We start from the raw sequence: 12,492 nt of genomic DNA on the forward strand, positions 1-12,492 counted from the left end.
GTCCCTCATTCTCCTGCTCCGCCGTGGAGGCTCTGCACCGGGTGGGCGGTGAGTTCCTGCACACCGTGCAGGTCACCGTGGATCTGGTCGGCGGCGGCGTACGCGCTCGCGATGCACGCGGGGATGCCGACGCCGTCGTAGGCCGCGCCGCACACGGCGAGACCGGCGAGACCGGCGAGGTGCTCGCGGACGCGGGCCACGCGCGCGTGGTGGCCGACGGGGTACTGGGGCAGGCCGTCCGACCAGCGGGTGACGCGGGTGGCGACCGGGGTGGCGTCCAGGCCGACGGCGGCCTTCAGATCGTGCCGGGAGACCTCCACGAGGCCGGCGTCGTCGCGGCGGAGGATCTCCGTCTCGCCGTGGCGGCCCACGGAGGCGCGCAGGACGACCAGGTCCGGGTTCTCGTCGCCGATCCAGCCCCATTTGGCGGAGGCGAAGGTGGACGCCTTGATGGTGTGCCCGTCGACGGGCGGCACCAGGAATCCGCTGCCCTCGGGCAGATCGGTCTCCGCGCGGCGGTAGGCGAGGGTGATCAGCGCCATGGAGGCGTACTCGACGCCGGCGAGTTCGGCGGCGGCACCGGGCGCCTCGGCGCGCAGCAGGGCCGCGGCGGCCGGGGCGGGGACGGCGACGACGACCGCGTCGGCGTGCAGGACGCGGTCCCCGGCGACGACCCGCCAGCCGTCCCGCGGTTCACGGCGCAGCTCCGTGACCGGTGTACCGGTGAGGATCTCCGCGCCGCGGGCCCGCAGCGTGTCGGCGACCGCGAGCGGGAGGGTGCCCACTCCGCCCGCGATGCCCATGAAGACGGGGCCCGGCTGCGGCGCGGCGGCGGGTCCGGCCTGGATCCCGCGGACCGCCTCGGTGAGGGAGGTGTGGGTCCGGGCGGCCTCGAAGAGCTGCGGGACCGCCGAGCGCATCGAGATGCGGTACGCGTCGCCCGCGTAGACCCCGCCGAGCAGGGGCTCCACCAGACGGTCGACGACCTCGCGGCCGACGCGCGCCGCCACGTACTCACCGACGGCCACGTCGTCGCCGATCTCGGTGCGGGGCAGGTCGGCGTCGCGCTCGATCCGGGCCAGCCCCTCGTCGGACAGGACGCCGGCGAGGGCTTCGGCGGTACCGGGTACGCCCATGACGTGGCCCTTGGGCATGGGGTGCAGGGCGCCCCGGGTCCACAGCGAGGCGGTGGCGGTGGCCGGCGGCCGGAGCCGGTCGGCGAGGCCCACCTCACGGGCGAGGCCCACCGCCTCGGGGCGGCGGGCCAGCAACGACTCGGCGCCGAGGTCGACGCGCGCGCCCGCGATCTCTCCCGGCAGCAGCTTGCCGCCGACCCGGTCCGAGGCCTCCAGCACGGTGACCCGCGCCCCGCGCTCCCGCAGTCGGTGGGCGGCGGCCAGCCCGGCGATTCCGGCTCCGACGACGACGACGTGTTGTCCGGAGCCCGTGTGTGATCCGCTCATGGCTCCACCCTCTCAAACGCCACCGGCAGTCCCGCCAGGGCCATGTGGCCCTGCCGAGTCCCTACCGTGACCGCATCGGGACCCTCCGGCGCCAACGTTCCGCGCCCCTGCCGCGTCGAAGGAACGTCAGTCATCACCACGCGGGGGGAACCCACATGCGCACACGACGACCGGTACGACCCGCCCACGCCCTGGCCGGGGTCCTGCTGGCGGCGGCCCTCGCCGTCAGCGGGTGCAGCGGCGCGGCGAACGACTCCGCCGGGTCGTCGTCCGCCGACAAGGCCGCCGCGCCGGCGGGAGGGCAGGCCGTGCAGGAGGACGCGAAGCAGGGTGCCCCCGGCGGCGCGGCGGACGGCGCGCGGGCGACCGCGCCACCGAAGGTCACCGCGGACCGCATCATCCGCACCGCCTCGCTCACCGTGCGGGTCAAGGATGTTCCCGAGGCGCTGGACGAGGCCCGCACGACGACCGAGACCGCGGGCGGCTACATCGGCGACGAGACCACCGACCGGGACGAGGAGGGCCACGAGCACACGCGTGTGGTGCTGCGCGTGCCCGTCGAGAAGTACGACGAGGTCCTCGCCGATCTGGAGGGCACGGGCAAGCTCCTCGAACGCAGCGCCAAGGCGCAGGACGTCACCGACCAGGTGGTCGACGTGGAGAGCCGGATCACGACCCAGCGGGCCAGCGTGGCCCGCATCCGCGAGCTGATGGACCGGGCCACCAAGCTCAGTGACGTGGTCACCCTGGAGGGCGAGCTGAGCAGCCGCCAGGCCGATCTGGAGGCCCTGCTCGCCCAGCAGGCGTCCCTGGAGGACCGTACGAGCCTGGCCACCATCTCCCTGTCCCTGTCCGAGACGCCGGTGGATAAGGCCGCGAAGGACGACGATCCCGGTTTCGTGGACGCCCTCGCGGGCGGCTGGGACGCGTTCGTGACGATGCTGCGCTGGCTGGCGGTGGCGATCGGCGCGGTGCTGCCGTTCGCGGCGGTGGCGGCCCTGCTCGTCCTGCTGTGGCGGAAGGTCGTACGCCCCCGGCTGCCGCGGCGCCCGGAGCCGGCGCCCGTGACGAGCGCCCTCGGCCCGCTGCCGGCGGCCCCGCCGGTGCCGTCGTCGGAGCCCCGCCGGGCACCGGACGGCACGGACGGGGAGGGGAAGGACTGACGGGCCCTCGGGCGGGCTTGAAATCCCGGGCCCCCGTAGCGTGTTCGCATGAACATGAGCGATGCGCGCGGTGCGAGGGAACGCCTGGTGGTGATCGGCGGTGACGCCGCGGGGATGTCCGCGGCGTCAGGGGCCCGCCGGCTGAAGGGTCCGGACGAGCTGGAGATCGTGGCGTTCGAACGCGGCCGCTTCACCTCCTTCTCGGCGTGCGGCATCCCCTACTGGGTGGGCGGTGACGTCCCCGACCGGGACCGGCTGATCGCGCGCACCGCCGAGGAGCACCGCGCGCGGGACATCGATCTGCGGCTGCGCACCGAGGTCACGGAACTCGACCTCGACCGGGGGCGGGTACGCGCGCGGGACGTCGATTCCGGCGCCGAGTCCTGGACGTCGTACGACAAACTGGTGATCGCGACCGGTGCGCGGCCGATCCGCCCGGAGCTGCCCGGCATGGACGCTCCCGGGGTGCACGGCGTGCAGACCCTCGACGACGGACAGGCCCTCCTCGACACGCTGTCCCGCACGCGCGGGCGCCGCGCGGTGGTCGTCGGGGCGGGTTACATCGGCGTGGAGATGGCCGAGGCGATGATCAACCGCGGCTACGAGGTGACGGTCGTCAACCGCGGCGAGGAGCCGATGGCGACCCTCGACCCCGACATGGGGCGCCTGGTGCGCGAGGCCATGGAGGGCATGGGCATCACCATGGTGAACGACGCCGAGGTCACCAAGCTGCTCACGGGGGACGACGGCAGGGTACGGGCGGTCGCCACGGAGGACGCCGAGTACCCGGCGGACGTCGTCGTGCTCGGCATCGGGGTGCGCCCGGAGACGGCCCTGGCACGGGCCGCCGGACTCCCGGTCGGGGAGCACGGCGGACTGCTCACCGACCGGTCGATGCGGGTGCGCGGGCACGAGAACATCTGGGCCGGCGGTGACTGCGTGGAGGTCCTCGACCTGGTCTCCGGGCAGCAGCGGCACATCCCGCTCGGCACGCACGCCAACAAGCACGGCCAGATCATCGGCGCCAACGCCGGCGGCGACTACGCCACCTTCCCGGGCGTGGTCGGTACGGCGGTCAGCAAGGTGTGCGACCTGGAGATCGCGCGCACCGGGCTGCGGGAGAAGGACGCCCACCGCGTGGGCCTGCGGTTCGAGACGGTCACCATCGAGTCGACCAGCCGCGCGGGCTACTACCCGAACGCCTCCCCCATGACGGTGAAGATGCTCGCCGAACTGCGCACCGGCCGACTCCTCGGCGTCCAGATCGTCGGCCGCGAGGGCGCGGGCAAACGCGTCGACATCGCGGCGGTCGCCCTCACGGCCGGCATGACGGTCGACCGGATGACCGCCCTGGACCTGGGCTACGCACCACCCTTCTCCCCCGTCTGGGACCCGATCCTGGTGGCGGCCCGCAAGGCGGTGACAAAAATCAGGTCCACCTTGTGACGAGGGCCGGCACAGCGCCCCCGCAAGAGGCGCGGGGCCGAGTCGACATGCGGCTCCGCCGCATGGGCGCGATCAGCAACAGCGGACCGGTACTCCGCACTCGACCCCACCCCTGCGGCACGGACCGAACAGCCCTCAAGCCGTCCCGTTGATCCTCTCGATCGCCTGCCGCGCCTGCTCCGCCGGAGGCCGCGACGGCAACGAGGCCACTGACGCGCCCGCGGCGCCGGCGGCCGGCGCGGGGGCCGACTCCCCCGCCGGCTTCGCATGCGCGGCGGCCCGCGCGGAACGCAGCCGATGGCTCACCGCCTCGTCCAGCGTCACCGGCCGCTGCATCTGCGAGGCGAGCCGCCCCGCCTCCTGGCCGAGCCGGGCGACGTCCTCCCACGGGAGGCGCACCACGAGCGTGAGCTCGGCCTCGCCGTCGGGCAGCGCGTGCATCGCGGTGGGCATTCGGTCGTTCATCGCCTGTTCCTCCACGTCGGCCCCGCGGCCCCTTCCCCGGGCCGTGGACGGTCGACGAGTCATACGCACGACCGGACGGCGGTGTTCAGCGGCGCCGCGGATTCACCGACCACGGACTCTGGCACAAGTGGGTGGTCATTCCCGTCCATGACGTCACCTTCCCGGCCGTGCACAGCCGAACTCGTGCACTCGGCTTCATGACTCCGGCCCGGGCAGCCGCATCGCACATGCGGACGGACCTCGCACGAACTCACCGAGTGCCCAGTCGCCCACTCCCCGGTTCCGACGCGCGTCCCGCGCGTACGCGGTGGCTCAGCGCGCGGTCTGCGTGTGGACGTACTCCACGAGACGGGTCAGGGCGTCCGGGTCGGTGGACGGCATGACGCCGTGGCCGAGGTTGAAGATGTGGCCCTCCAGGCCGGTGGCCGCGTCCAGGACCTCGCGCGCCTTCGTCTCGACGGCCTCCCGGCCGGCGAACAGCACGGTCGGGTCCAGGTTGCCCTGGAGCGCCTTGCCGGGGCCGACACGGCGGGCCGCCTCGTTCAGCGGGACGCGCCAGTCGACACCCACGATGTCCGCGCCGGCCTCGCCCATGGGCTTCAGCAGCTCACCGGTGCCGACGCCGAAGTGGATGCGGGGGACGCCGTGGCCGGCCACCGTGTCGAACACCTTCGCCGAGGCGGGCAGCACCGAGCGCCGGTAGTCGGCCGGGGAGAGGGCGCCGGCCCAGGAGTCGAACAGCTGGACGGCGGAGGCGCCGGCCGCGATCTGGACCTTCAGGAACGCGGCGGTGATCTCCGCGAGGCGGTCGAGCAGGTCGGCCCACAGCTCCGGGTCGCCGTACATCATCGCCTTGGCGTTCTCGTACGTGCGGGACGGGCCGCCTTCGACGAGGTAGCTCGCGAGGGTGAACGGGGCGCCGGCGAAACCGATCAGCGGGGTGGACCCGAGCTCGCGGGTCAGCATGCCGATCGCCTCGGTGACGTAGGAGACGTCCTCGGGGGTGAGGTCGCGCAGCCGGGCGAGGTCGGCGCGGGTGCGCACCGGCTGCTCGACGACCGGGCCGATGCCGGGCTTGATGTCGAGGTCGATGCCGATGGCCTTGAGCGGGACGACGATGTCGCTGAAGTAGATCGCCGCGTCGACGTGGTGACGGCGCACCGGCTGGAGCGTGATCTCGGTGACCAGGTCGGGGCGCATGCAGGAGTCGAGCATGCCGATGCCCTCGCGGACCTTGCGGTACTCCGGCAGTGAGCGCCCGGCCTGCCGCATGAACCACACCGGCGTGTGCGGCACGGGCTCGCGCCGGCACGCCTTGAGGAAGGCCGATTCCTGGACTGCGTCGTTCCTGACGGGATCGGGGGTCGCTGTCGGCGTCTGGCCCGTCGGGCTTGCGTTGGCACTCACACCGGCAAGTCTCGCACGACCCTCCGACGCGCCCGGACGTCAGGGCCCGCGGGGCGGGATCCGGACACCCCCGGGCGGCGCGGGTGTCCCTCCCTGCGCCGGGGGCCCGTTCCGCTTAATCTTCCCCGCATGGCTGCGGCTCAGGGACGACTGTCGGACGGCGCTGGCGGAATGGACGAACGGAAGGAGCCCGGAGGGGACTCCGGGCAGGGGGGTGCGGGGGGCGCGCCCCCGCCGCCCTTCCGGGCCGCTGTCGAGGCGCTGCGCGGCGCGCGGCTGCGGACGCAGATCGAGGTGGATCCCACGCCCGCTCCGAAGCGGCTCGCCCCGTACGCGTACGCGCTGGAGGCGGCGGTCGTCGACGGTGAGCAGGATCTGGCCGACGGCCGGCTGGTGCTGCTGCACGACCCTGCCGGACACGACGCCTGGCGGGGCACCTTCCGGCTGGTGACGCTGGTGCGTGCGGAGCTGGAACCGGAGATGGCGGCGGATCCGCTGCTGCCGGACGTGTGCTGGTCCTGGCTGACCGGTGCGCTGGCGGCGCGCGGACTGGCGTACGGCGAGCCGAGCGGCACGGTGACGCGCGCGAGTTCCCATTACTTCGGCGGGCTGTCCGCGCGGCCTGCCGCCTCGCAGATCGAGATCCGGGCCTCCTGGACGCCCCGGGAGGGTCTGGGCGGGGTTCCGGACACGGCCGCCCACCTGGTCGCGTGGTCCGATCTGCTGGCGCAGGTCGCGGGGCTGCCGCCGGCCGCTCCGGGGGACGCGTCCGTGGTGACGCTGCCGCAGCGGAGGGGGCCGCAGTCGCGCTGAGCCTCCCGCTGGAGGCTCCCGGCCGTCACCGATGCCCATCTCTTTGTCGACACGACCACTTTCGGAAGCGTTGCGACGCAGACCGAAACCGTTCGATCTTCGAATGATCGCTCGCGCGTCCGAATTGCTCGGATTGTTACTCATCACTTCGTGATCATTCGTTAAAGGACACCAGGTTTATTGCCGAAGACGACTGTGACCTTGAAAGCATGGTTCGTCCCGGCTCCACCCCCCACGAACCGGCCCCGTCCCGCACCCCAGGAGGCCTGGTGTCCGTTCTCCTCGAGCAGCCCGCAAGCCTGGTCGCCTACCGCCCGAACAAGCCGACCGCCATGGTGGTCGTGGCCGACCCGCGCGTCCGTTCCACCGTCACCCGCCATCTGTGGGCGCTCGGTGTACGCGATGTCATCGAGGCCTCGTCCGTCGCGGAGGCTCGTCCCCGCATCGGCAACCCCCGCGACATCTGCGTCGCCGAAGTCCATCTGCCGGATGGTTCCGGCCTCACCCTCCTCTCCGAGACCCGCGCGGCGGGCTGGCCCAACGGCCTCGCCCTCTCCGCCGCCGACGACATCGGCGCCGTACGCAACGCCCTCGCCGGCGGAGTGAAGGGTTACGTCGTCACCGGCACCCGCACCAACCTCGGGCTCCCCACCCGACCCGGTGCCGCCCCCATCGGCTCCGCCGCCGCCCGCCTGCACCGCCGCCCCCCGGGTACTCCGAGCCACCCGGGCGGCTACCGGGAACTGTCCGGCCGCGAGGTCGAGGTGCTGCGGCTGGTGGCGGAGGGCCAGTCGAACAAGGCGATCGGCGTCTCGATGGGCCTGTCCGCACTGACCGTCAAGAGCCACCTCGCCCGCATCGCCCGCAAGCTCGGCACGGGCGACCGCGCCGGCATGGTGGCGGTGGCCCTGCGCACCGGCATCATCCACTGACCGCCCCCACCCCACCCGTCCCGTTCCGCCCTTCCCACCGGCTCACGAACACGATCCTTCACCCTCCTGACCGGAATACGACCCACCGGCGCCCGTCACGGAACACGACCGTCGACGGGCGCCTTCACGGCACGGATACTCTTGACAGGTGACCGACGCCCACGACACCGCAGCAGACCGTTCACTGCGCACCACCGGAGGCGCCCCTCCGGACGACGGCGGATCTTCTGCTACGGAGGCGCCGACCCTCTTGCTCGAACCGCGCGAGGGCATTCCGCCCGTGATCACGGACGAGGCCGCCCTCGCCGAGGCGGTCGCCGCCTTCGCCGCGGGCAGCGGCCCCCTCGCCGTCGACGCCGAGCGCGCCTCCGGCTACCGCTACGGCCAGCGCGCCTACCTCGTCCAGCTGCGCCGCGAGGGCGCGGGGAGCGCGCTGATCGACCCCGTCGCCTGCCCCGACCTGTCCGGTCTGGGCGAGGCGCTGTCCGGCGTCGAGTGGGTGCTGCACGCCGCCACCCAGGACCTGCCCTGTCTGCGCGAGATAGGCATGGTGCCCACCCGTCTCTTCGACACCGAGCTGGCCGGACGCCTCGCCGGGTTCCCCCGGGTCGGGCTCGGCGCGATGGTCGAGAACGTACTCGGCTTCGTCCTGGAGAAGGGCCACTCCGCCGTCGACTGGTCCACCCGCCCGCTGCCCGAGCCCTGGCTGCGCTACGCCGCCCTCGACGTCGAGCTCCTGGTCGACCTGCGCGACGCGCTGGAGAAGGAGCTGGACCGGCAGGGCAAGCTGGACTGGGCCCGGCAGGAGTTCGACGCGATCGCCTCGGCACCGCCGCCCGAGCCCCGCAAGGACCCCTGGCGGCGCACCTCCGGCATGCACAAGGTGCGCCGGCGCCGGCAGATGGCCGTCGTACGGGAGCTGTGGCAGACCCGCGACCGGATCGCCCGGCGCCGGGACGTCTCCCCCGGCAAGGTGCTCTCGGACGCGGCGATCGTGGAGGCCGCACTCGCCCTCCCGGCCAATCTCCACGCCCTGGCCGCGCTCAACGGGTTCGGGCAGCGCGTGGGGCGGCGCCAGCTGGAGCAGTGGCAGGCGGCCGTCGACCGGGCGAAGGCGCTGAGCGAGGCTCAGCTGCCCCAGCCCGGCCAGCCGGTGACCGGACCCCCGCCGCCGCGCGCGTGGGCCGACAAGGACCCGGCGGCCGCGGCGCGGCTGTCCGCGGCCCGGGCGGGGGTCAGCGCGCTCGCCGAGCGGCTGAACATGCCGCCGGAGAACCTCATCACGCCGGACACGGTGCGGCGGGTCTGCTGGGAGCCGCCGAAGGGCGTCAGCGCGGAGGCGGTCGCCTCGGCGCTGACGGGATACGGGGCTCGGGCCTGGCAGGTTGAACAGGTCACGCCTGTGTTGGTTGCCGCGTTGGCTTCGGCGGGTGCCTAGTCGCCGTACGGCGGGTTTCGTCGTACGGCGGGTGCGGGCCGTACGCGGCTGGTCGCGCCCACGCGGCGGAGCCGCACATCGATGCGGCCCCGCGCCCCTTTGGGACGCCCGTGTGGGCGCCTCCTTCCAGGCACTCCGCTTCGGCGGCCCCTCATTTCGTCGCCCCCCTCATGAAGCCGTTGTAGATGAAGCGCTGGAGGAGGAGGAAGACGAGCAGGGTGGGGAGGATGACCAGGACCGCGCCCGCCGAGATGGTCTCCCAGTGCGCGCCGAAGGGGCCCTTGAAGCGGAACAGGGACGTCGAGATCACGCCAAGATCCTCGGAGGGCATGTAGAGGAAGGGGATGTAGAAGTCGTTGTAGACGTTGATCCCCTTCACGATCACGACCGTCGCGATCGCCGGTTTGAGCAGCGGGAAGATCACCTTGCGGTAGACCGCGAAGGCGCCTGCCCCGTCCAGGCGGGCCGCCTCGTCCAGGGAGATGGGGATGGAGCGGATGAACTGCAGGAAGATGTAGATCGACACGATGTCCGTGCCCATGTAGAGCGCGATCGGCGCCCACAGGCTGTCGAACATGCCGAAGCTGTTGACGATCTGGAAGGTCGCCACCTGGGTGGTCACCCCGGGGACCAGCGCGGCGAGCAGGAACAGGGCGACGACCAGCTTCCTGAAGCGGAAGTGGAAGCGGTCGATCGCGTACGCGGTCATCGAGCCGATGAGGATCGTGCCGCCGACCGCGACGACCAGGATGATCGCCGTGTTGCCGAACGCGGACAGCATCTGGCCGTCCCGGAACGCCGTCACGTAGTTGTCGAAGTTCAGCGGGTCGTCGGGCAGGGCCAGCGCTCCGCTGCCGTTCGCCATCTCCTCGGACGACTTCAGCGAGGTCAGGAAGACCACGGTGAGCGGCAGCAGGACGACGAGCGTGGCGAGGACCAGGGACACGTACACAAGGGTGCGGGCCACGGTGCGGCGGGTCATACGAGGTCCACCCTCTCGTCGGGGACGACGCGCCGCTGCACCCAGGTGACCGCCAGGACGATCAGCAGCAGAACGACGGCGGCGGCCGAGGCGAGTCCCGTCTTGTTGAACTGGAAGGCCAGCTTCACGGTCTGGATCACGAAGGTCTCGGTGCCGGTGGCGCCGCCGGTCATGATGTACGGGATCTCGAAGACGGACAGCGAGCCGGAGACGGAGAGGATCACGCTCAGGCCGAGGATCGGCTTGATGCCGGGCGCGATGATGTACCGGAACTGGTGCCAGCGGCTCGCCCCGTCGATCTCGGCCGCCTCGTACAGCTCGCCCGGGATGGACTGGATCGCGCCGAGGAAGAGAACGAAGTTCAGGCCGATGTAGCGCCAGACGGAGACGCCGGCGAGTGAGGTGTTCGCGGAGAACGGCGTGCCCAGCCAGGCGTGGTCGGTCTCGACGCCGAGCAGGCGCAGTACGGAGTCGAGGGTGCCGCCGTCCTGGAAGAAGTAGAGGAAGACGAAGCCGATCGCCACCCCGTTGATCAGGTACGGGAAGAACAGCACACCCTTGAAGAAGTTCCGGAAGCGGACGTCGAAGCTGAGGATCGTGGCGAAGTAGAGGGCGAGGACGATCTGCACCACGGACGCGACGAGGTAGTAGCCGCTGACGAAGAAGACCTCGAACAGCTCGGAGCGGGTGAGGAGTTCGGTGTAGTTCTCGGTGCCGGTCCAGTTCAGCTCCGGGCTGACGCCGTCCCAGTCGGTGAAGCTGTACGCGACCATGTTGGCGATCGGCGCGTAGGTGAAGGTCAGGAGCAGGGCCAGCGGGGCGATCAGGAAGAGCCACGGGGTGAGGCGGCGGGTCAGCCGGGCGCGGCGCGGGGCGGGTGCCGCCCGCTGTGGCCCGGCGGGCGCGGCCGGGTCGGCCGGCCGCGCCGCCTTGCGGGTGGTGTCCGTCATCAGGACCCCAGCGAGTTCCGTGCCTCGGCCCACCGCTCGCCGAGGTCGCCGAGGTAGTCGTCGAGGCTGCCCTTGCGGGCGCCGCGGGCGAGGTCGACGAGTTCCTGGCGGTAGTCGGGCTTGTAGATGCCGACCTCGGACTGGTTGTCGATGGACTTCACCTCCGCGCCCCTGGTGTCGTCGAGGTCGATCAGCTTGACGCCCTTCTCCTCGTAGGGCTTGAGGATGTCGGGCAGCGGGGCGTCCTTCAGCGGGGACAGGGCGAGGTTGGCCGCGGCGTAGCCGGACTTGTCGGTGAACCAGTCGATCCAGGCGCGGGCGGCTTCCTTGTTGTCGGAGTTGACGTTGACGGCCTGCTGGTAGTCCGGGGAGGTCACCGCGCAGAAGGCACCGTCCTTCTGCGCGGGGAAGGGCATGAAGCCGATGTCGGCGGGGTCGGCGCCGGCCTGCTTCGCGGCGTCCCGCATCTGGACGACGGCCCAGGAGCCGAGCCACATGGTGGCGATCTCGCCCTTGGCCAGCTTCGGCTTGGAGCCCTCCCAGTTGGTGGTGGTCGGGTCCTTCTCCACCAGTCCGCCGCTGACGATGTCGTGGAGCAGGGTGTCGCCCACGCGCAGGTCGGCGCCTTCCGCCCACGGGTCGCCCTCGGCGAGCTCGGTGGTGGCCCCGGTGTCGCAGCCGACGGAGCCGTTGACGTTGGTCCACTGGGTCAGCGGCCACATGTCCTTGAAGTTGGTGTAGTACGGCACCGCGTCGGTCTTCGACCGGATCGCCTTCAGGTCGTCGAGGAACTCGGCCGGGGTGGTGGGCCAGTCGGTGACACCGGCCCGGCTCCACACCTTCTTGTTGTAGATGAAGCCGGGGACGACACCGATCGGGCTCTGCCCGTAGACCTTGCCGTCGACGGTGGAGTAGTCGGTGAAGCGGTACTTGGCGTCGCGTTCCGCCTTGGTGCCGAGGGAGGCGAAGAACTTCGGGTAGTCCTTCTTCTCGATGACCGCCGGGATCATGAGGACGTCGCCGTAGTTCTCCGTGTTCATACGGATCTTGACCTCACCCTCGTAGTCGGTGAGGCCGTCGAACTCGACCTTCACACCGGGGTAGGTCCTGTTGAACTCGGCGGCGTACTTCTTCATCGTCCCGTCCTGCACCAGGTCGGTCCGGTGGGTGAGGACCGTGAGGGAGCCCTTGACCTCCGACGGGTTGTCGGGGGCCTTGGCGTCCGCGCCCTCCGAGGAGCCTCCCGAGCCCGTGCAGGCGGATGCCAGCAGGGCGAGGACGGCGATCGATCCGGCTAGTACCTTGCGGCGGTTCATGTGCACCAGCTCCGTTCACGGGGCGGACGAGCACGAGTGGGTTGGCTGGTTCGGCACTCTGGCAGCCACTTACTGAACCGGTAAAGTCTCTATTGCGCCAACGATGCGAAAACGTTG

At 71.8% G+C, this 12,492-nt stretch carries 11 protein-coding genes; 5 read left to right on the top strand and 6 right to left on the bottom strand.

Annotated elements, in window-relative coordinates; translation table 11 throughout:
- Nucleotides 1–5: 5 nt before the first annotated feature.
- Nucleotides 6–1,463, bottom strand: coding sequence for a protoporphyrinogen oxidase (hemG, locus tag ACH4VX_RS18490; RefSeq protein WP_398368458.1), 1,458 nt, complete (start codon nt 1,461–1,463; stop codon nt 6–8).
- Nucleotides 1,464–1,618: 155 nt separating this feature from the next.
- Here hemG and ACH4VX_RS18495 point away from each other — a divergent pair, with 155 nt between their 5' ends.
- Both ACH4VX_RS18495 and ACH4VX_RS18500 read left to right on the top strand, forming a co-directional pair.
- Nucleotides 1,619–2,626: a DUF4349 domain-containing protein gene (locus ACH4VX_RS18495; protein ID WP_398368459.1), complete on the top strand. Its 1,008-nt coding sequence runs from the start codon at nt 1,619–1,621 to the stop codon at nt 2,624–2,626.
- Nucleotides 2,627–2,674: 48 nt separating this feature from the next.
- Complete coding sequence (locus tag ACH4VX_RS18500; RefSeq protein ID WP_398368460.1) at nt 2,675–4,072, top strand: FAD-dependent oxidoreductase; 1,398 nt, start codon at nt 2,675–2,677, stop codon at nt 4,070–4,072.
- Between the two features lie 135 nt (nt 4,073–4,207).
- On the opposite strand, the gene ACH4VX_RS18505 is transcribed toward ACH4VX_RS18500, so the two are convergent.
- Entirely contained in the window at nt 4,208–4,537 is a 330-nt protein-coding gene (locus ACH4VX_RS18505; protein ID WP_398368461.1) for a hypothetical protein, read from the bottom strand.
- 312 nt (nt 4,538–4,849) lie between these two features.
- Nucleotides 4,850–5,944, bottom strand: a complete 1,095-nt coding sequence (gene hemE, locus ACH4VX_RS18510; RefSeq protein ID WP_398368462.1) for a uroporphyrinogen decarboxylase — start codon at nt 5,942–5,944, stop codon at nt 4,850–4,852.
- Between the two features lie 129 nt (nt 5,945–6,073).
- On the opposite strand from hemE, the gene ACH4VX_RS18515 reads away from it, so the two are divergent.
- From ACH4VX_RS18515 to ACH4VX_RS18525, 3 genes are all read left to right on the top strand, one after another.
- The gene (locus tag ACH4VX_RS18515; protein WP_398368463.1) at nt 6,074–6,757 is read left to right on the top strand and encodes a DUF3000 domain-containing protein; all 684 of its coding nucleotides are present in this window, start codon (nt 6,074–6,076) and stop codon (nt 6,755–6,757) included.
- 269 nt (nt 6,758–7,026) lie between these two features.
- Entirely contained in the window at nt 7,027–7,689 is a 663-nt protein-coding gene (locus ACH4VX_RS18520) for a LuxR C-terminal-related transcriptional regulator (protein ID WP_398368464.1), read from the top strand.
- A gap of 148 nt (nt 7,690–7,837) precedes the next feature.
- Complete coding sequence (locus tag ACH4VX_RS18525; protein ID WP_398368465.1) at nt 7,838–9,127, top strand: ribonuclease D; 1,290 nt, start codon at nt 7,838–7,840, stop codon at nt 9,125–9,127.
- A 151-nt stretch (nt 9,128–9,278) separates the two neighbouring features.
- Here ACH4VX_RS18525 and ACH4VX_RS18530 read toward each other — a convergent pair whose 3' ends face one another.
- The 3 genes from ACH4VX_RS18530 to ACH4VX_RS18540 are packed head-to-tail and all read right to left on the bottom strand — an operon-like array spanning nt 9,279 to nt 12,375.
- Entirely contained in the window at nt 9,279–10,109 is an 831-nt protein-coding gene (locus ACH4VX_RS18530) for a carbohydrate ABC transporter permease (protein WP_398368466.1), read from the bottom strand.
- Nucleotides 10,106–11,059, bottom strand: a complete 954-nt coding sequence (locus ACH4VX_RS18535) for a carbohydrate ABC transporter permease (RefSeq protein ID WP_398368467.1) — start codon at nt 11,057–11,059, stop codon at nt 10,106–10,108. The genes ACH4VX_RS18530 and ACH4VX_RS18535 overlap by 4 nt, the downstream gene beginning before the upstream one ends.
- Entirely contained in the window at nt 11,059–12,375 is a 1,317-nt protein-coding gene (locus ACH4VX_RS18540; RefSeq protein WP_398368468.1) for an ABC transporter substrate-binding protein, read from the bottom strand. Before ACH4VX_RS18540 ends, ACH4VX_RS18535 begins: the two co-directional genes overlap by 1 nt.
- Nucleotides 12,376–12,492 lie beyond the last annotated feature (117 nt).

Origin of the sequence: Streptomyces sp. NPDC020731, from assembly GCF_044334705.1 — a bacterium.
In the GTDB taxonomy this organism is placed as follows: domain Bacteria; phylum Actinomycetota; class Actinomycetes; order Streptomycetales; family Streptomycetaceae; genus Streptomyces.

Excerpts from the sequence above, each read along its gene's own strand:
- ACH4VX_RS18530 (WP_398368466.1), bottom strand. The coding sequence starts at position 10,109 with ATGACCCGCCGCACCGTGGCCCGCACCCTTGTGTACGTGTCCCTGGTC.
- ACH4VX_RS18495 (WP_398368459.1), top strand. The coding sequence starts at position 1,619 with ATGCGCACACGACGACCGGTACGACCCGCCCACGCCCTGGCCGGGGTC.
- ACH4VX_RS18500 (WP_398368460.1), top strand. The coding sequence starts at position 2,675 with ATGAACATGAGCGATGCGCGCGGTGCGAGGGAACGCCTGGTGGTGATC.
- ACH4VX_RS18515 (WP_398368463.1), top strand. The coding sequence starts at position 6,074 with ATGGCTGCGGCTCAGGGACGACTGTCGGACGGCGCTGGCGGAATGGAC.
- ACH4VX_RS18505 (WP_398368461.1), bottom strand. The coding sequence starts at position 4,537 with ATGAACGACCGAATGCCCACCGCGATGCACGCGCTGCCCGACGGCGAG.
- hemG (WP_398368458.1), bottom strand. The coding sequence starts at position 1,463 with ATGAGCGGATCACACACGGGCTCCGGACAACACGTCGTCGTCGTCGGA.
- ACH4VX_RS18535 (WP_398368467.1), bottom strand. The coding sequence starts at position 11,059 with ATGACGGACACCACCCGCAAGGCGGCGCGGCCGGCCGACCCGGCCGCG.
- ACH4VX_RS18540 (WP_398368468.1), bottom strand. The coding sequence starts at position 12,375 with ATGAACCGCCGCAAGGTACTAGCCGGATCGATCGCCGTCCTCGCCCTG.